Below are 17,024 nucleotides of genomic sequence, written 5' to 3' on the forward strand. Positions count from 1 at the left end.
TGCTATAATAAAACAAGTCAACGCGGGGTGGAGCAGCCCGGTAGCTCGTCAGGCTCATAACCTGAAGGCCGCAGGTTCAAATCCTGCCCCCGCAACCAAATATCTTCAAGACTATCAAGACTTTATCGGTCTCCTTCGGGAGGCCGAAGTCGTTTTTACCCCTAGCACATTGACGATGTTGGCAGCTACGGCTGCCCTGATGCCTGTGCGGCGGCGATTTTTTGGACACTCGAAGTCTCTACCCGGCAGTTTAAGCGTTCTGTTACCTGCCAAGATTGAACATCCGGCGCGGCAGCACGGCGAGGGCCGTCAGTCCCCCGTATGCGATCGCCGCGGCCGCCACGATTTGGAAAAGGTAATTGAGACTTGCCTGAAACCAGATCACCGAAGCCCATCCGACGAAAGCTGCCAGGATCATCCTGACTGTTCCGGCAAGAACCGGGAGTAAAACACGCTTCAGTCCCTGGCTTGCAAAATAAAGCGCCAGTCCCAATCCAATTGCACCATAAGCCGGTGCGACAATTTGCAGATACTGGGAGCCTAGCTGCTGCACATCCGGGTCCGCCGTGAATAATCTCATCCAGGTCATGGGGAACAGAGTGGCGAGAATGCCGATTGTCTGCGTGAGGCCGAATGCGATACCTGCGCCAACCCAGGCGACCCGCCGGGCGCGTTCGATCTGACCCGCTCCGATATTAATCCCAACCATGGTGACGATAGCGGTTCCAAGACCGAAGATGATGGGGATTTGCAGATAATCTAGCCGCGATGCGATGCCGAACCCCGCAATCGCGTCTGCGCCGAAGTGGCCGACGGCTGCCGTTACGAACGTAACCGTCAGATTGACCTGGATCGTGCCGACTGCGGAAGGCAGGCCGACACCCAGAATGTCCTTGAACAGTCGACCTTGCAGCGGAACGATTTTGAACTTTAGCGGGCTGCTTGATGAGCGCAGGTATAGGGCAAGCACCAGTGCCGCGGTGAGATAATAAATGAAGACCGCAGCGCCTCCGCCTGCCACGCCGAGCTGCGGGAAGGGGCCCCAGCCGAAAATCAACGGCGGCGACAAGACGAGGAGAAGGAACGCGCCGGAGATGATGACGAGGGCAGGCACGTTCACGTTACCAGCGCCCCGCAGGACTGCCGAAAGCAAAGCCGTGATCCAGATGGGAATAGAGCCTGCGAACACAATTCCTGAATAGAGGAGGGCGGCATTAAGGGTTTCTCCAGTCCCTCCCATTGAGCGGTAGAGCACAGGTCCAAGAAAGATTGCAGCGACTGAGAAAATAGCTCCGAATACTGTGGCCAGAACAATCGAATGCCAGACAAGCCCATCGGCATCAGCGTAGCGGTTGGCACCCAGCGCTCGGGCCACAGCCGAGGAAACTCCCCCTCCAATCCCGCCATTCGACATCATTTGCATCAGCATGAGGACCGGAAAGACGAGGGTCACGCCCGCTAAAGCCTCGGTCCCAAGGAAACTGACGAAGTATGTTTCCGCGACCCCAACAAAGGTCTGGACCACGAGAACGACGACCGTGGGCAATGCCAGCCGGAACAGTGTGGGCGTGATTGGTCCATGAAGAATTCCACTTGGTGTCTTCTGTGAAATTGTTGAGACATGAGAATTTGTGCTGTCAGGCATATCGGCCATGGCTGATCCTAAAAAGTTCTCCGAGGCTCTGCTCCGCTCCCAAGGCCATGGGCTCGCAACCGGTTCTCAGAATTTGAAAATAGATTGTTTTTGAAATCTAAATTATATAGAGTTCATTCGCAATCTAAGCGGGAGCGCTCGGCTTGCAATGGCATTTGAGCGTCTTCAGGAACTTGGAGACGCGCTGATGAAAAAGGTTGGCGGCACGCAGAATACTCTTGGCCTGTGCCGGATGCTTAGCGAGCTATCAACAGCGTGCGCTTGACATAGGCCGCGCGGGCGACCGGTAGATGAGTGCAAGGATACAGCCATTACCCCTTATTTTCCGCGCCGTCTTCCCGCACTACCTCCTCGTGGGGCTGCGCCTTTAATCCAGCCATTTCGGTTTCCAGCCGATCCAACCGTTTTTCCAGCGCGATGAGGTAGTCTCCCTGCGGATCGTCGATACCCAGGACGGTATCTTCCCATGATCGCCATTTTTCTCGAAAACGCTTTAACATTTCAAATCTCCATGGCCATCAATTTTACAAATCGGGGCTTGCGGGCCCCAAAGTATGAGCGAACATCACGCCATTCGCTCCGAAAGGCGGATCACCTCTGCCGGTTGCCTCAAACCTGTGGCGACGACTGAAACTCTCAGCCGCCCTTCAAGCGCGTCATTGAATGTCGCGCCGACCACGATATTGGCGTCGTCATCGACTTCCTCGCGAACACGTGTTGCCGCTTCATCGACATCAAAAAGGGTCATGTCCGGTCCGCCGGAGATCGAGACGAGAAGGCCTTTCGCTCCCCTGACGGACGCTTCATCGAACAGCGGATTGGCAATCGCTGCCTCGGCGGCATGTCGGGCGCGGGCGTCTCCCGTTGCCTCGCCCGTGCCCATGACAGCACGGCCCATGTCACGCATGACTGACCTTACATCGGCGAAGTCGAGATTGATCAATCCTTCCTTGACGATCAGATCGATGACGGAACTGACCCCGGCATGCAGCACATGATCTGCCATTTCGAATGCATCCGCGAAGGTCGTCTTCGCATCGGTAATCCGGAACAGGTTCTGATTGGGGATGACGATCACCGTGTCTGCGCATTCACTAAGACGCTCGATTCCCTGCCGCGCTGTTCGCATTCGCTGGGTACCTTCGAATGTGAAGGGCATGGTGACGACGCCGACGGTCAGTATGCCTGCCTTGCGCGCAGCATGGGCGATAACGGGTGCGGCACCTGTTCCCGTTCCGCCCCCCATGCCCGCCGTCACGAAACACATATGGGTTCCGTGGAGGTGATCCATAATCTCGTCAATCGACTCTTCGGCGGCCGCCTGTCCAATATCGGCCAATGATCCGGCGCCAAGTCCCTCCGTGACGGTCGGGCCAAGCTGGATAAGCCGTGGCGCTTTTGACATGGACAAAGCCTGTGCATCGGTGTTCGCAACGATAAACTCCGCGCCCTCGAGATCGTGCACGATCATGTTGTTGACAGCATTGCCGCCGCCACCGCCGACGCCGATGACGGCAATCCTTGGCTTGAGGAGCGTTATGCCGGGCGGTGAAACGACAGTCGTTGGTTGCATGGTGGGAGCGTCCTGGTGGAGACTTTGTTCAAAGGGGATCACGCGCGGGGGTTAATCAGCTAATGGCGTACGATTGCCTCTCCTCGGCCAGCGTCGAAACACTGCGCTGGCATTGACGCCACCGAAGCCGAAGCCATTGGATATCGCATATTCAACATCGAGGGGTCGGGCATCGTTTGCGACAAAGTCGATGCCATTGGCCTCAAGGTCCGGTGAACTGAGATTCAAGGTCGGGGGCGCGATCTGGTGCTGGAGCGCCAGGATCGTAAAAATAGCCTCAAGGCCGCCGGCGGCCCCCAGCAGGTGCCCCGTCGCCGACTTCGTGCCGCTGACCGCGATCGACTTCCTTTGGCCGAACAGGCTCTTGATCGCTCTGAGCTCTCCGAGATCTCCAACCGGGGTCGAAGTCGCATGTGCGTTCAGATGGCCGATGTCGTGCGGCGCGATACCCGCCTGCGCGATGGCGATTTGCATTGCCCTGCGGGCGCCGCTTCCATCTTCCGGCCCGGAGGTAATATGATGGGCGTCGGCGGTCGTTCCATATCCAACGAGTTCTGCTATCGGCGTCGCACCGCGGGCGAGGGCGTGGCTTAAAGCTTCAATGACGAGGATGCCTGCGCCTTCACCCATCACGAAGCCGTCGCGCGCGGTGTCGAAAGGACGTGACGCCTTGGCCGGGGTCTCGTTAAAGCCTGTCGATAGTGATCTTGCTGCTGCGAAACCACCAAGGCTGACAATGTTCATACAGGACTCGGTGCCACCGCAAACCGCAATGTCGGCTTCATTGGATCTGATCAGCCGTGCTGCATCGCCAATCGCCTGAACGCCGGCGGCACATGCCGTCACCGGGGCTCCCAGCGGGCCTCTAAAGCCATGCCGGATAGAGACTTGTCCGGCGGCGAGATTCACAAGAAAGGATGGAATGGTGAATGGCGAAAGGCGGCGGACACCGCGTTGGTCGACGGTACGCACCGCCTCCGTTATCGCGGGAAAGCCGCCGATGCCCGATGCGATGATTGTCGCCGTTCTCAGTTTTTCTTCTTCGGAAGCTGGCTTCCAGTTCGCCTGCGCGAGAGCCTCTTCCGCCGCTGCCAGCGCAAAGATGATGAAACGGTCGACCTTGCGTTGATCCTTCGAGGACAGGGTCCTGTCAGGATCAAATCCTCCTTCAGGATCGTCTGCCAGAGAAGGGACCACGCCTCCGATTTTTGACGGCAAATCCCCGACGATGTCATCACCCAGCCGACGGATCCCGCTTTTGCCAGCAAGGAGCCGGGACCAGGAGATATCGACATTTGCACCAAGGGGGCTGACGGCTCCCATTCCCGTGACAACGACACGACGCATTTGCATTCCACCTGTCTATGATCAAAAATTTGGCATGCCTTCGGCGTCCGACCGAATGACCGGTCGTGAACTTGGGACATGCGGTTTGCGCTATACTCGCCTGATACTCGGCTGAGCCGTGACAGCTATCGGCGACGAATATCCAAAAACTGTCTGTTAGTCGCTGCGATCGCGGCCAGCAATGCGCCGGACCTCGCTCGCTGCCGCGTTGAGTACGCTCGTCGACAGCAGTTCATCCTCGATGATCCGCGACAGCGTCACCGCACCGACCATCATGGACAATATTGCCATGGCTTTTCCGCTTCGAGCTCTATCGTCACCCTCTCCGATGAGTTCTTCGAGCACCTCGAAATGCGCCCGGATACCATCTTCAAACGGGCGGCGAACTTCGGCGGTTTGACGCGCCGCGTCGGAGCCGAGAGCAACAAGCGGGCATCCTTCTGCCTTCTCGCCGCTATGATCTTTGGAGAGATAGAAGCTGATGATCGATTCCAGGGGATCTGACGTGTCTGCTGCGGCATCAGACCACCTTCTCGTGGCGCTCTCGAGGGCACGCCGTGATGCGAGCGCCGCAAGATCGTCTTTCGATGCGAACTGTTTGTAGAATCCACCCTGGGTGAGGCCTGCACCCTTCATCAGGTCTTTCAGGCCGATCCCGTCGAACCCATGCTCTCGAAACAACCGGCTGGCGACGTTTATCACCCGCTCGCGGTTTTCCTCTGCCTGTACGCGGCTCACTCTCATGTGGACCTCCAATTAGATTTAATTTGACATCTATATGTCTTTTAGAGTTAGAGTGCAATCTAATAGTTTTGAACGGGCCGTCAAGAAGGGACGATGAAATGAAACGGAAACTTGTTGTCACTGCAGCAGCAGTGCTGGCGCTGGCCGCAGGCGGAGCCGCAGCACTGCTGCTTCCGGCGCAGGCACCAGAGGCAAAGGCTGCCGATCCCCGGACCTTGGCGCCACTGGTCAACCTCGCGACGGCCAGGCTCCCTGGCAATTCGAGCAGCAGCTTTACCGGAACCGTTGGCGCCCGGGTCCAGAGCAATCTCGGCTTTCGCGTTCCCGGAAAGATCGTTGAACGTTTCGTCGACGTCGGGGAGCAGGTGAGCGCTGGCCAGCCATTGATGAGGCTTGACGAGACCGATCTTCGCCTTGCTCTGACCGCCAAGCGAAACGCTGTCATCGCAGCACAGGCGACGTTTGTTCAAGCGAAAGCCGATGAGAAACGCTTTGCCGTGCTGGTGAAGACCTCTGCTGCCTCGACGCAGCAATATGAACGATCGAAGGCCCTGCTGGATACGGCGACGGCACAGTTGGCCGCCGCTCAGGCTGAGGCGAATGTTGCCGAAAACGAGGCCCAATATACGGTTCTTGTTGCCGATGCAGATGGAACCATTGTCGAGACGCTCGGTGAACCGGGCCAGGTGGTAACCGCCGGGCAGCCGGTTGTCCGGCTCGCGAAGTCAGGTCCGCGTGAAGCCATTGTCTGGCTTCCCGAAACCATGCGCCCTGAAATCGGGGTTCAGGCTTCCGCATCGGTGTACGGCAGAAACAATGCGGAACAGGCCAAGCTGCGCCAGATCTCCGATTCTGCCGATCAGCAGACCCGCACTTATGAAACGCGCTGGGTGCTTGAAGGGGGGGCTGCAAATGCGCCCCTGGGAGCGACCGTCACCATCGAAATCGAGAACAGGGATGTGCAGAATCATGCCGAACTGCCGATAGGCGCTCTGTTGGATGACGGGACGCGGACGGGCGTCTGGGTGATCGATCAGCAATCGTCCGTCGTGAAGTTTCGTGATGTGAACGTGGAGCGGGTGAGCGAAGAGAATGTGGTCGTCACTAATGTCAAGCCGGGAGAGGCGGTCGTTGCGCTTGGCGCACATCTTCTGAAGGATGGAGCGCAAGTTCGCACCAGCGTTGGTACAAAAGAGGCGGCAAACTGATGAACCTCAATCTGTCCGCCCTTGCGGTTCGCGAACGCGCCGTGACGCTGTTCTTCATCGTCCTTCTGTCGCTTGCCGGCGTCTATGCCTTCGTCAAGCTGGGACGCGCTGAAGACCCCTCCTTTACCATCAAGACGTTGACGGTCACGACTGTCTGGCCGGGCGCAACCGCGCGGGAGATGCAGGATCTCGTTGCCGAGCCGCTGGAGAAGCGCATTCAGGAATTGGCCTGGTACGACCGGGTCGAGACAACGACGCGCCCCGGCTTCGCCTATCTTACCGTCACGCTCAAGGACAATACGCCGCCAAGCGCCGTCGCCGAAGAATTTTATCAGGCGCGCAAGAAGCTCGGCGATGAAGCCAGAAACCTGCCGCAGGGTGTTCTGGGACCGTTCGTGAACGACGAATATTCCGACGTCAGCTTCGGCCTTTACTCTCTCAAGGCGCAGGGCATGCCGATGCGCGATCTCGTCCGGGAGGCCGAAAAGATCAGGCAGGACATGCTGCATGTTCCCGGCGTCAAGAAAATCAATATTCTCGGCGAACAGCCCGAGCAGATATTCGTAGAGTTCTCCTATGAGAAGCTCGCCACGCTCGGCATATCTTCTCAGGACATTGCCGCAGCCCTTCAACGGCGCAATACCGTTACGCCCGCTGGCTCAATAGATACGCAGGGTCCGCAGGTGTTCATTCGTCTCGATGGTGCCTATGACAGTGTTCAGTCTATCGCTGATACGCCCATCGTCGCTTCCGGCCGCGCGTTGAAGCTTTCCGACATTGCTGAGGTACGCCGGGGTTATCAGGAGCCGGCAAGCTATGTCATCCGTCATGACGGCGAGCCGGCCATTATGCTCGGTGTTGTCATGCAACAGGGCTGGAATGGTCTGGAGCTTGGCAAGGCTCTCGAGGAGCGCTCCAGCCGGATCGCACAGTCGTTACCCCTTGGCATAACGCTGACGAAGGTCAGCGATCAGGCTGTCAACATTGATGCGGCGGTGGGTGAATTCATGGTGAAGTTCGCCATGGCCCTCGGCGTGGTGCTCTTCGTCAGCCTCATTGCGCTCGGCTGGCGGGTGGGCATCGTTGTGGCTCTGGCCGTTCCGCTGACGCTGGCTGTCGTCTTCATCATCATGCTCGAGACGGGGCGCTTCTTCGACCGCATCACGCTCGGTGCATTGATCCTGGCACTTGGCCTGCTTGTCGATGACGCCATCATCGCCATCGAGGTGATGGTCGTGAAGATGGAAGAGGGCATGGACCGCATCAAGGCGGCTGCCTATGCCTGGAGCCACACTGCGGCACCGATGCTATCGGGCACGCTTGTGACCATTATCGGCCTGATGCCGGTCGGTTTTGCCGCCTCTGCAGCCGGTGAATATGCGGGCAATATCTTCTGGATCGTCGGTTTCGCGCTGATCGTTTCCTGGTTCGTGGCGGTGATCTTTACGCCCTATCTCGGCGTAAAGCTGTTGCCCGATATCAAGCCGGTAGCAGGTGGCCATCATGCGATTTACGATACGCCGAACTACAGACGCCTGCGCGGCGCGATCGAATTCACTGTCAAGCACAAGTTCCTGACCTGCGCCATTGTCGGCGTCGTCATGGCTCTCTCGGTCGTCGGGATGGGTGCGGTGAAACAGCAGTTCTTCCCCACATCGGACCGCCCTGAGGTTCTCGTTGAAGTCCGCATGCCAGAAGGCACGAGCATCGAAACGACGACCGCCACGGTCAAAAAGCTCGAGGCCTGGTTGAAGCAGCAGCCCGAAGCGAGGATCGCGACCAGTTACATCGGCCAGGGTGCGCCCCGCTTCTTCTTCGCTATGGCGCCCGAACTGCCCGATCCTGCCTTTGCAAAGATCGTTGTGCTGACATCCGACGCCCATGAGCGTGAGGTGCTGAAACTTCGTCTGCGGGAAGCCGTTGCGCAAGGGCTGGCGCCCGAGGCATTCGTGCGCGTCACGCAACTCGTCTTTGGCCCCTACACGCCATTTCCCGTCGAGTTTCGGATCAAAGGACCGGACGCGGAAGAGCTGTACAAAATCTCCGAGCAGGCGCTTGCTCTCATGAGCTCTGTACCTGACGTCAGAAATGCCAACCGCGATTGGGGTAACCGCACACCCGTCGTCCGTTTCGTTCCTGATCAGGATCGCCTGAACCTCATCGGCATGTCGTCCGCCGAGGCTGCCCAGCAGATACAGCTCCTGCTGAGTGGTGTTCCCGTCACGCAAGTTCGTGAGAACATCCGAAACGTTCCTGTCGTGGCGAGAAGTGCCGGTGAAATCCGCCTCGATCCTGCAAGGCTAGCCGACTTCTCGCTCGTGACAAGAGACGGCCGTGCGATCCCGCTCTATCAGATCGGCCACACGGAGGTGCGCTTCGAAGAGCCGATCCTCAAGCGTCGTGACAGAACGCCTGTGGTGACGGTCCGATCCGACATTAACGAGGCGACCCAACCGCCGGAGGTTTCGCAACAGGTGATGACCGCTCTTCAGCCGCTCATTGCATCTATGCCTGCTGGCTACACAATCGAGATGGGTGGCAATATCGAGGAATCACTCAAGGCGAATACGGCTCTGGTGAAGGTGTTCCCACTGATGATCGCAGCGACCCTGATCGTCATCATCCTTCAGGTCCGCAGCCTGTCGACGATGACGATGGTGATGCTGACAGCACCGCTCGGTCTTGCAGGCGTCGTGCCGACCCTGATCCTGTTCAACCAGCCTTTCGGGTTTAACGCGATCCTGGGTCTTATCGGCCTGGCGGGCATCCTCATGCGCAACACGTTGATCCTCACCGAGCAGATCAAGGAGAACAAGGCTGCGGGTCTGGACGACTATCATGCCGTGATTGAGGCTACGGTGCAGCGAACGAGGCCCGTCATCCTGACAGCGCTTGCCGCGGTCCTCGCCTTCATTCCTCTGACGCATTCCGTTTTCTGGGGTTCGATGGCCTACACGCTTATCGGCGGAACGGCGGTGGGCACGCTCATCATCCTGCTCTTCCTGCCGGCACTCTATGCTGCATGGTTCCGCATCAAGCCGCCCAAGGCAGAAATGCATCCAACGGAGCACGGGAATACGGAAACAGCTCAACATTCGCTTGCTGCGGAATAGCCAACCCGTCCCTCCGCAGCAGAGGATGCTGCGGAGGGGTCATGCTGCTTTGGCGAGAGTGGCGTGTGTTTTGTGTGCCCACAGGGCCGTTTCGGAAGCCATGTCTTCGTCCCGCTTCAATCCTGCCAATGAGGAGTCTTTACATGAACCCCGTCGTATCCATTTTCAAATATCCTCCGGACGGGGGTAGAGGATATCACCGGGATATGCGCGTCAGGTGGGCTCTCGAGGAAGTCGGCCAGCCTTACACTCTACGGCACCTGACTTTTTCCGAGATGCGCCGACCCGAATATCGGGAAATGCAGCCGTTCGGCCAGATGCCGATCTACCAGGAGGGCGATCTCATTCTTTTCGAATCCGGTGCGATCGTGCTTCACATAGCACAGCGTTTCGCCGGCCTCCTTCCCGATGAAGCGAATGCGCGCTCGCGTTCCATCATGTGGATGTTTGCAGCGGTTAATACGATCGAACCCTGTATCGCCTCCGGCAGCGTTGGTCATCTCAGTCAGCGGCTCCAGCAACTGGGCGATACGCTTGGAGGGAAAGAGTGGCTTGAGGGGGCTCAGTTCAGCGCCGGTGATCTCATGATGGTGAGCGTACTGCGGCCGCTCAAGCACTCTGATATTCTGCTGGATAGTCCGGGCTTGCAGGACTACGTCGAAAGAGGCGAGCAACGATCCGCGTTCCAGCGTGCGCTAGGCAATCCACCAGCGGACAGGCGAACGGCGTGACTTGATGGCATAAGCATCCGTCACTCCTGTCACTCCTCAGGCAAGAACCGCCGCATTAATTCGACCGATGTTTCCTGCGTCGAGACGACTCACCCCAAGTGTCGTGTTGGCTGACTATCTGCCTCCTCAGTTTCTGCAAATACGTTTTATTTCGCTTGCAATCTAACGTAATTATAGATTACAAGCGAAATCTAAATTGATTTCTGAACCACCCACAATTGGAGAGCTTTAATGTCGTCAGGCAAGATTGTAGTAGTAACCGGTGCATCCTCCGGGATAGGGCAGGCGACCGTAAGGCTGCTATCGCAGAATGGGTTCAAGGTGTTTGCAGGATCGCGCAATCCGGACAAAAGTGGACCGGTTCCTGGTGTCGAGTACGGACGTCTCGATGTGGACAATGGCGAGTCGGTGAAGCAATTCGTCGATTGGGTTCTGTCCCGTTCAGGTCGGATTGATGTCGTGGTGAACAATGCAGGCGTCTCTCTTGTCGGGCCGGTCGAAGGCACGTCGGACGATGAGGCGAAGGCTCTTTTTGAAACCAATCTCTTTGGCCCACTGCGCATGATACGAGCGGTATTGCCTGCGATGCGTCAGCAGAATTCCGGCCTGATTGTCAATGTCAGCTCGGTCCTCGGCTTCCTCCCCGCACCTTATATGGGCCTTTATGCCAGCAGCAAGCATGCCCTGGAGGGACTATCTGAAACGCTTGACCACGAAGTTCGGCAATTCAACATTCGCTCCGTCTTGGTCGAGCCAACGTTCACGAGGACAAGTCTCGATGTCAATGCGAAGCAGACGGAGACGCGCATTGACGACTACGCTCATCAATTAGCCAAATCCAATGAGGCCGTTCTTTCCGCCATTAGGACAGCAAGCAGTCCTCAGACTGTCGCTGCCGAAATCATGGCAGCGATCAAAGGCCCTCACAAAATGCGCAGGCCGGTTGGAAAACAGGCTACGCTTCTCAGTCGCCTGAAGCGGTTTGTTCCAGCCAAGGCATTGGATAGCGGCATCAGGAAGACGTTTGGGCTCTCCAGGCTGTAAGCATTCGCGGAATTCGCGCACCACAAGCAGAAAGCAGGGCGTGCGATGATAGGCCGACAAAAACCTCAACACCCCTGATCGGGTCATTCATGCGCTTAAAACGGCAATCCGAGATTGCGATCGGCATATTGACAGTCTTCGCCAGAAGTCCATCAACGAAGTTTTCCGCCCAGCAACTGGCCCAGGAGGTCGGTGCAACCAGAGATAACGCCTATCAGGTTCTCGCCCTTTTGGTGCGCAACGGCTTCCTCAGCAGTGATCGCGGCCCGGGTGGCGGCGTTCGCCTCGCCCGCGACCCGTCCGACATCAGGCTCGTTGACGTGCTGCTCGTCACCCAGCCGGAGCTTGACGCCAGCGCCGAAGAAACGGGACCCGGCAAATTCACCGGCCAGCCGCTGCTGGACAACATCGTCGCTGCGGCCTCGTCGTTCTTCGTTCGCCTGCTCGACCGGTTCACCGTTGCAGACCTCGTTGCCTCACCAGATGGTTCTGGCATAGCCTGTCTCGATTGCCACCTGATGAAGGCTCTTCCTGCTCGTGAACGTTTGATGCAGTCACCGCCGCCGCCGCTGATCGTGGACGACGGTTTCGAAACAGGCAGCTGATCTACCGCACCCGACCGCATTGCCATTACGGACGTGCGTTGTGCGCCGTGCTGTAACAATCGCCTGCGTAGTGTTCGGCAGACCTCCTATCTGCCAGGAAATCGGCAACGGTGAACTGCTCGGCAATCCTTAGAAAATTAGATGAGGCTGCGTCCACGACGAGTGCGAAGACGCCGTTATTCATAGGGCGGATGCCACGACGTCTCGGCCGCGCAAGATTGGGCTGAGTAAGGTGCAAAATAGTGCCGAGCGTTACCGCGCCGGGATCGATGGTGAGCGTGACGCGCCCATCCAGCCCCCGTTCCAGCAGCCCATGCCGCAGCAGCAGCGAAACGCTTCTTTTGATCTCCTCCGCGCCGACGCTGCCCGCCTGGGAGATTTCCCAAAGGGCAAGCGAACAACCGGCTCTGCCAGCGCACGTGGCAAGAACGGTAAGCACAGTCTCGGTCTTCCGCGTAAAATACATCGTCCCTCTCCCGACACCTCCCGCTAAACGGGAGGACGCCACTGGCGCGGCTTACGTCTGATTGCTACCGGAAAGACGTTTGGGGACGCGGGTTTGGGACTGCAGGATGAGGATTTTTTCGCCAGCCTGCGGTATGTTTCGCGCCGCCTGCATCCCGGCGCGGCGGCGCAACGTGAAGGCAACGGGCTAGTGAGAAGCTGCCGGTGCGTTCCCGGTTGTCACCGTTTGCACGCGGTGCTTCACGCTTGCAACGTCACCATTTATGACGAGATCCGTGAGTTCCCTGAGGCTGGGCTGTTTGGGAACTCGGGCAAGGTCCGCGACCATTTTGTTGACGCCGCCCTCTTGGAGAAGATGCGCGACGTCTGCTTCTTCCGCAGCTCTGTCGTACAAGACCAGTACGGTTTTCGTTATGGATTTCGGGTCGTTCATATCGCAGAGAAACGGGATGACAGATTCATGATGATGCATCGGCAGGGGCAGGAGATGAGCTCCGATAAGCCGGTTGGCCTTTCTGCAATCGCAGGCGTTGTCGGCGCCGACAATACAGAAGACAGTTAGGTTCTGCGGCGGCTTTGCCGTCGTTACCTCGGTCGATCGGCGGAGGTTTCCGGCTAGTTCCTTCGATTCCAGCGCCCGTTCCATCAGCTTCTGGTAAGAGACGTATGGAACCTCGTTGTCATTGTCCAAAAGCGCAACGACCGGGCTGAAAGCCACAACGCGGACCGGCTTGTCACTCGCGTGCGCCAGAAGCGTGCCGTGATCGATCGCGCCATGGCCGCCTTTGCTGCCACCGATGGCGATAACCGAAGTATAGGAAGCGCTGAGCGCTCTTATGAAATTCGCGAGTTCCTCTGGTTCCGCGGTGAAATAGGTGTCGTTCTTGTCGGCGCTTGCGCAGCTCTAAGGCGTAGTGTTTCAATTTCATCTGTTAAAGCGCTCGCAATATACATTTTGTCTCCGTGGAATGGAGACCTGCAAAAATAGAAACTCTATAGCCAGACACAAGCTGTTCCGACCTCGAAGATATTGCTCAGCTCGCCCTTCTTGGTTTCGACGTGGGTCGATTTTCAACGCCAATCGTGGGAACTTGAAACTGGGAGACGTGGGGCATTGCTCGGAAAAACTGAAAATCGAGTAATCTGTTCTGTGAAAATAAGCATTGAAGTATCATTGACTTAGGTTCTGCAGTTTGGCCCCGATGGTTCGATTCCTTTCAAGGCAAAACGAAGAGGTCGGCTGGGACGGAGACTGTCATCACTGTCCGAGCCGAATATCTCATCCCATCTTACGCAGCTTCCCAAACCTGATTGAGGATTTTGGCAGCTAAGGCCGCCTTGTCTTGAGGTAAGAAGCAACCGTAGTGCTGTCGCACGACATCGGGCGTATCTTGCATGGCATAGCTTGCCTGCTCGTAGGATCCGGTCTGCTTCAGAATATGCGTCGCAAGAATGTCGCGCAGGTTATGGGGTCCATGCGGTAGCAGGCCCTTGATCGCGTCCCGTCCGGTATAGGGAATATAGGTGCCGTAACGTTGGATGACAGTCCGCCAAGCCTCGTAAAATGTGGTCACCATTGATGCCAAGCGCGATGATCGCCGTTGTTGCGGACGACTTCTACGAAGGCGATGACCGGCGCGCACGATCCGCCTGTTCGAGGTCCGGGCGATGACACCCAGGATGCCGAGGCGAGCGCCATGCCGGCAAACGCGAGGCCGAACGTTCCTAACTTGCCCATAGCAACTCAGGGGCGCGATCGAAGACCGCGCCGAAGTCTAACTTATAATTCATGCGAAACTCCCTCCTGGCGCAGCCTCCACCACGCCAGATCACGAATGTTCTAGTCTGCCGACTGCAGAACTCTCCGCGTCTTCAAGTTCAGATCTCTCAGATGTGCCAGCGGAGTGACGTCGCCGACGAGCGGAACCTCCACTGATATCGCAGCCTTGCCGGCAAGTTTGGCGAGCAGGTCTTTGAGCGCAAGAATGCCGTCGCCTGGAGCCAGCCGACCCGTCCGTGCTTCATTCACCATGTCTTCGGGCCGCGAGGGGACTGGACCCGTCACGTCGCAGAGCTGCAGGTGGTTCACGATGTCAGCATTGATTTCGTTGACGTTCCCACCGTTCCGGAAAAAGTGGATGGCATCAACCAAAGCACCTGCGTTTGCTTGCTTGCAACCGTCGACCAGTGCAGCGCTGCGAGCATATGTATTGATCGTGCGCCAGCCCATGTTTTCGATATCGACCCCCATGCCGTAACGGGCGGCCAGTTGGCACAACGCGACGAGGTTGCTGATCAAACGTTCGTGGTCATCATCGTCGCCACAAGCACTCAAGCGCTTGGCTCCGATATCGGCCGCAGCCGCAACGATGTGTTCGACCGAGGCCGCGTTAAAATCCGCTCCGAGAATGAAGAATTCGATATCGAAGACTTTCATGCCTTCGCCGTCGAGTACGGCCCGAAATTCTGATGCGGCCCTACTGCCTTGCGGCAATTCATAAAAAGGTGCCCCGGGAAAGGCGGGGTGAAGCCGAAGCCCGACCGCGTTGAAACCTGCTGCTGCAGCCTGCTCCACGAATTGCACCGGAGGCAGCTGAATCGCGGAAAAGTGCGCGACCCCGATTGGAGCTCTTTCCATGTCGGAAAGATTGTTCATCGCACGACCCCCGTCCGCGCGAGATGCTCAAGCAGGTTTTTACCGGTGCGATGGATGTGCTGGCGGAGCTTGTCCGTGGCATAATCGAGGTCCCTCGCGACCGCGCCCTGGGCGATTTCGCTGTGTTCCTGGCCGACGTTTCGGTCGCCCGACGTCTGCGTCAGGAATATTCGGCGATAGCGGTCGTTAAGGTTGAGGAGCGTTTTGCAGAAGTGCAGCAGAAGAGGCTTCCCGCACCCTGAAATAAGGGCGAGGTGGAATTCGCGATGGGCCGCCTCCCAATGCTCCAGCGTCTCCGGTCTGCTGGCATCTCGTTCCGTGCGGTTGAGCTTGTGGAGCACACGCATGACATTGCTTTCCCACTCCACGTCGCCGACCCGGATAGATTCCCTCAGGGCGAACACCTCCAGCTCTTCGCGCAGGCTGGTGATCTCCTCGAGATTGGCCAGCGAAATCGGCGACACGCGATAACCGCGATTGTCCTCGAACTCGACAAGGCCGTCGGAAATCAACCGGGCAAGACCTTCGCGCAGAGGGCTGAGACTGACATTGAACGACTGTCGAGCCTTGTCGAGATGGATCTTGCTGCCGGCTTCAAGTTCACCCGAGATGATCGCTTCCCGCAATCGAAATGCCAGCTGGCTGCCGATCGTGTTCTTCCCGTCATCGGAGAAGCCACCGTTTCCGGACTGCTCGTTTAGCGAATTTGGGGCCTCAGCCTGCGTCATAAAACCTCCCAGACACATTCGCGCGTCATCGACGATCGTTACGATAAACGATTATTTATGTCAACGATAGCGAGCTGTATTTCTGCCTACGCCTCGGAAGTGAGGCGGTGTCGAAATTTTTTATCTGCTATACCATATAGTTACATATACTCATCTCATTCAGATTGGTGGAGATCTCTCACCAAAGACAAAAGTGTCTTGACGGATAATCGATTATCAAAGTATCGATGCCGTCGTGGAGGTGCGCCAATGGTAATCAAGACTGAGAGCGACGTGACTCCTGCCGTGCTGGCAGTAATGGAACAGACATCCGATCCGCGGGCCCGGGAAATCCTGACGGCGCTGGTGAAACATATCCATGCGTTTGTGCGGGAAGTGCGGCTGACCGAAGTTGAATTCCGGGAGGCAACCGCCATCCTGAACGAGATCGGCCAGCTGCAGACCGACAGCCATAACGAATTCGTTTTGATGTCCGGCTCTCTTGGCGTGTCTTCTCTTGTTTGCCTTCTTAACAACGGCGACAGGGGGCAGACCGAAACCTCGCAATCGCTTCTCGGCCCGTTCTGGCGCCTTAATTCTCCTCGGGTCGAAAATGGCGGGACCATTATTCGCTCCGACACGCCCGGCGCACCGCTGTTTGTCAGAGCGAACGTGATTGATCGCGAAGGCAGGCCGATTCCGGGAGCGGAGGTCGATGTGTGGCATGCGTCTCCAGTCGGCCTCTATGAAAACCAGGATCCCGACCAGGCGGAGATGAATCTTCGCGGAAAGTTTATGACCGACGAACGAGGACGGTTCTGGTTCAGAACCGTGAAGATGGTCGGTTATCCGATCCCGGTGGACGGCGTCGTCGGGCGTCTTCTCAAGGCTCAGGGTCGCCATCCTTATCGACCGGCGCATCTGCATGCACTGATTTTCAAGCACGGTTACAAAACGCTGATCTCGCAGGTCTTCGATCCGAGCGACCCCAACATCGAGTCCGACGTTCAGTTCGGGGTCACCTCGGCGCTGACAGGTGATTTCGTCCGCCATGACGAACCGCATCCCACGGATGAAGACATTGAGAGGCCGTGGTTCTCGCTCGACTACACCTATGTGATGGAGCCCGGTGAAGCTGTCTTGCCGCGCCCACCGATCAAATAGATATTGTTTCTGG

General features: G+C 57.5%; 15 protein-coding genes, 1 tRNA gene and 1 pseudogene. 8 read left to right on the plus strand and 9 right to left on the minus strand.

The window, feature by feature from the left end; translation table 11 throughout:
* The first annotated feature begins 21 nt into the window (after positions 1-21).
* Positions 22-98: transfer RNA gene (locus ACQZ40_RS22905), tRNA-Met, on the plus strand.
* Positions 99-262: 164 nt separating this feature from the next.
* Here ACQZ40_RS22905 and ACQZ40_RS22910 read toward each other — a convergent pair.
* The 5 genes from ACQZ40_RS22910 to ACQZ40_RS22930 form a co-directional block, all read right to left on the minus strand.
* Positions 263-1,654, minus strand: a complete 1,392-nt coding sequence (locus ACQZ40_RS22910; RefSeq protein ID WP_448748712.1) for an MATE family efflux transporter — start codon at positions 1,652-1,654, stop codon at positions 263-265.
* Positions 1,655-1,965: 311 nt separating this feature from the next.
* Positions 1,966-2,154 carry a hypothetical protein gene (locus tag ACQZ40_RS22915; protein WP_448748713.1) on the minus strand — a complete coding sequence of 63 codons (189 nt, stop codon included), beginning with the start codon at positions 2,152-2,154 and terminating at the stop codon, positions 1,966-1,968.
* Positions 2,155-2,219: 65 nt separating this feature from the next.
* On the minus strand, positions 2,220-3,227 hold the full coding sequence (gene ftsZ, locus ACQZ40_RS22920) for a cell division protein FtsZ (RefSeq protein ID WP_448748714.1): 1,008 nt from the start codon (positions 3,225-3,227) through the stop codon (positions 2,220-2,222).
* A gap of 51 nt (positions 3,228-3,278) precedes the next feature.
* Positions 3,279-4,574 (minus strand): beta-ketoacyl-ACP synthase II, encoded by a 1,296-nt coding sequence (gene fabF / locus ACQZ40_RS22925; RefSeq protein WP_448748715.1) that lies wholly within the window; start codon positions 4,572-4,574, stop codon positions 3,279-3,281.
* A gap of 156 nt (positions 4,575-4,730) precedes the next feature.
* The gene (locus tag ACQZ40_RS22930) at positions 4,731-5,318 is read right to left on the minus strand and encodes a TetR/AcrR family transcriptional regulator (protein ID WP_302735570.1); all 588 of its coding nucleotides are present in this window, start codon (positions 5,316-5,318) and stop codon (positions 4,731-4,733) included.
* Between the two features lie 98 nt (positions 5,319-5,416).
* Here ACQZ40_RS22930 and ACQZ40_RS22935 point away from each other — a divergent pair, with 98 nt between their 5' ends.
* The 5 genes from ACQZ40_RS22935 to ACQZ40_RS22955 all read left to right on the plus strand — a co-directional run bounded on the left by ACQZ40_RS22935 (position 5,417) and on the right by ACQZ40_RS22955 (position 12,019).
* Complete coding sequence (locus tag ACQZ40_RS22935) at positions 5,417-6,526, plus strand: efflux RND transporter periplasmic adaptor subunit (RefSeq protein WP_065656231.1); 1,110 nt, start codon at positions 5,417-5,419, stop codon at positions 6,524-6,526.
* Positions 6,526-9,639 carry an efflux RND transporter permease subunit gene (locus ACQZ40_RS22940; protein ID WP_448748716.1) on the plus strand — a complete coding sequence of 1,038 codons (3,114 nt, stop codon included), beginning with the start codon at positions 6,526-6,528 and terminating at the stop codon, positions 9,637-9,639. Before ACQZ40_RS22935 ends, ACQZ40_RS22940 begins: the two co-directional genes overlap by 1 nt.
* Positions 9,640-9,782: 143 nt before the next feature.
* A complete protein-coding gene (locus tag ACQZ40_RS22945; protein ID WP_448748717.1) occupies positions 9,783-10,370 on the plus strand; it encodes a glutathione S-transferase family protein in 588 nt (195 codons plus the stop codon).
* A gap of 231 nt (positions 10,371-10,601) precedes the next feature.
* Positions 10,602-11,414, plus strand: coding sequence for an oxidoreductase (locus ACQZ40_RS22950; protein WP_065656234.1), 813 nt, complete (start codon positions 10,602-10,604; stop codon positions 11,412-11,414).
* A gap of 89 nt (positions 11,415-11,503) precedes the next feature.
* Complete coding sequence (locus ACQZ40_RS22955; RefSeq protein ID WP_065657485.1) at positions 11,504-12,019, plus strand: Rrf2 family transcriptional regulator; 516 nt, start codon at positions 11,504-11,506, stop codon at positions 12,017-12,019.
* 25 nt (positions 12,020-12,044) lie between these two features.
* On the opposite strand, the gene ACQZ40_RS22960 is transcribed toward ACQZ40_RS22955, so the two are convergent.
* Positions 12,045-12,485, minus strand: a complete 441-nt coding sequence (locus ACQZ40_RS22960; protein WP_065657484.1) for an Rrf2 family transcriptional regulator — start codon at positions 12,483-12,485, stop codon at positions 12,045-12,047.
* A gap of 93 nt (positions 12,486-12,578) precedes the next feature.
* Between ACQZ40_RS22960 and ACQZ40_RS22965 the strand changes: the two genes are divergently transcribed.
* Positions 12,579-13,046 carry a hypothetical protein gene (locus ACQZ40_RS22965; protein ID WP_448748718.1) on the plus strand — a complete coding sequence of 156 codons (468 nt, stop codon included), beginning with the start codon at positions 12,579-12,581 and terminating at the stop codon, positions 13,044-13,046.
* Positions 13,047-13,773: 727 nt separating this feature from the next.
* Here the strand turns inward: ACQZ40_RS22965 and ACQZ40_RS22970 are convergent.
* From ACQZ40_RS22970 to ACQZ40_RS22980, 3 genes and pseudogenes are all read right to left on the minus strand, one after another.
* Positions 13,774-14,055, minus strand: a pseudogene (locus tag ACQZ40_RS22970) (hypothetical protein); the annotation flags it as partial.
* Positions 14,056-14,324: 269 nt separating this feature from the next.
* Positions 14,325-15,140: a sugar phosphate isomerase/epimerase family protein gene (locus tag ACQZ40_RS22975; protein WP_065657481.1), complete on the minus strand. Its 816-nt coding sequence runs from the start codon at positions 15,138-15,140 to the stop codon at positions 14,325-14,327.
* Positions 15,137-15,868 (minus strand): GntR family transcriptional regulator, encoded by a 732-nt coding sequence (locus ACQZ40_RS22980; RefSeq protein WP_448748719.1) that lies wholly within the window; start codon positions 15,866-15,868, stop codon positions 15,137-15,139. The genes ACQZ40_RS22975 and ACQZ40_RS22980 overlap by 4 nt, the downstream gene beginning before the upstream one ends.
* Positions 15,869-16,117: 249 nt before the next feature.
* Here ACQZ40_RS22980 and ACQZ40_RS22985 point away from each other — a divergent pair, with 249 nt between their 5' ends.
* The gene (locus ACQZ40_RS22985) at positions 16,118-17,011 is read left to right on the plus strand and encodes an intradiol ring-cleavage dioxygenase (protein ID WP_448748720.1); all 894 of its coding nucleotides are present in this window, start codon (positions 16,118-16,120) and stop codon (positions 17,009-17,011) included.
* The last annotated feature ends 13 nt before the right edge of the window (positions 17,012-17,024 follow it).

The organism is Agrobacterium sp. 16-172Ci (assembly GCF_053522725.1).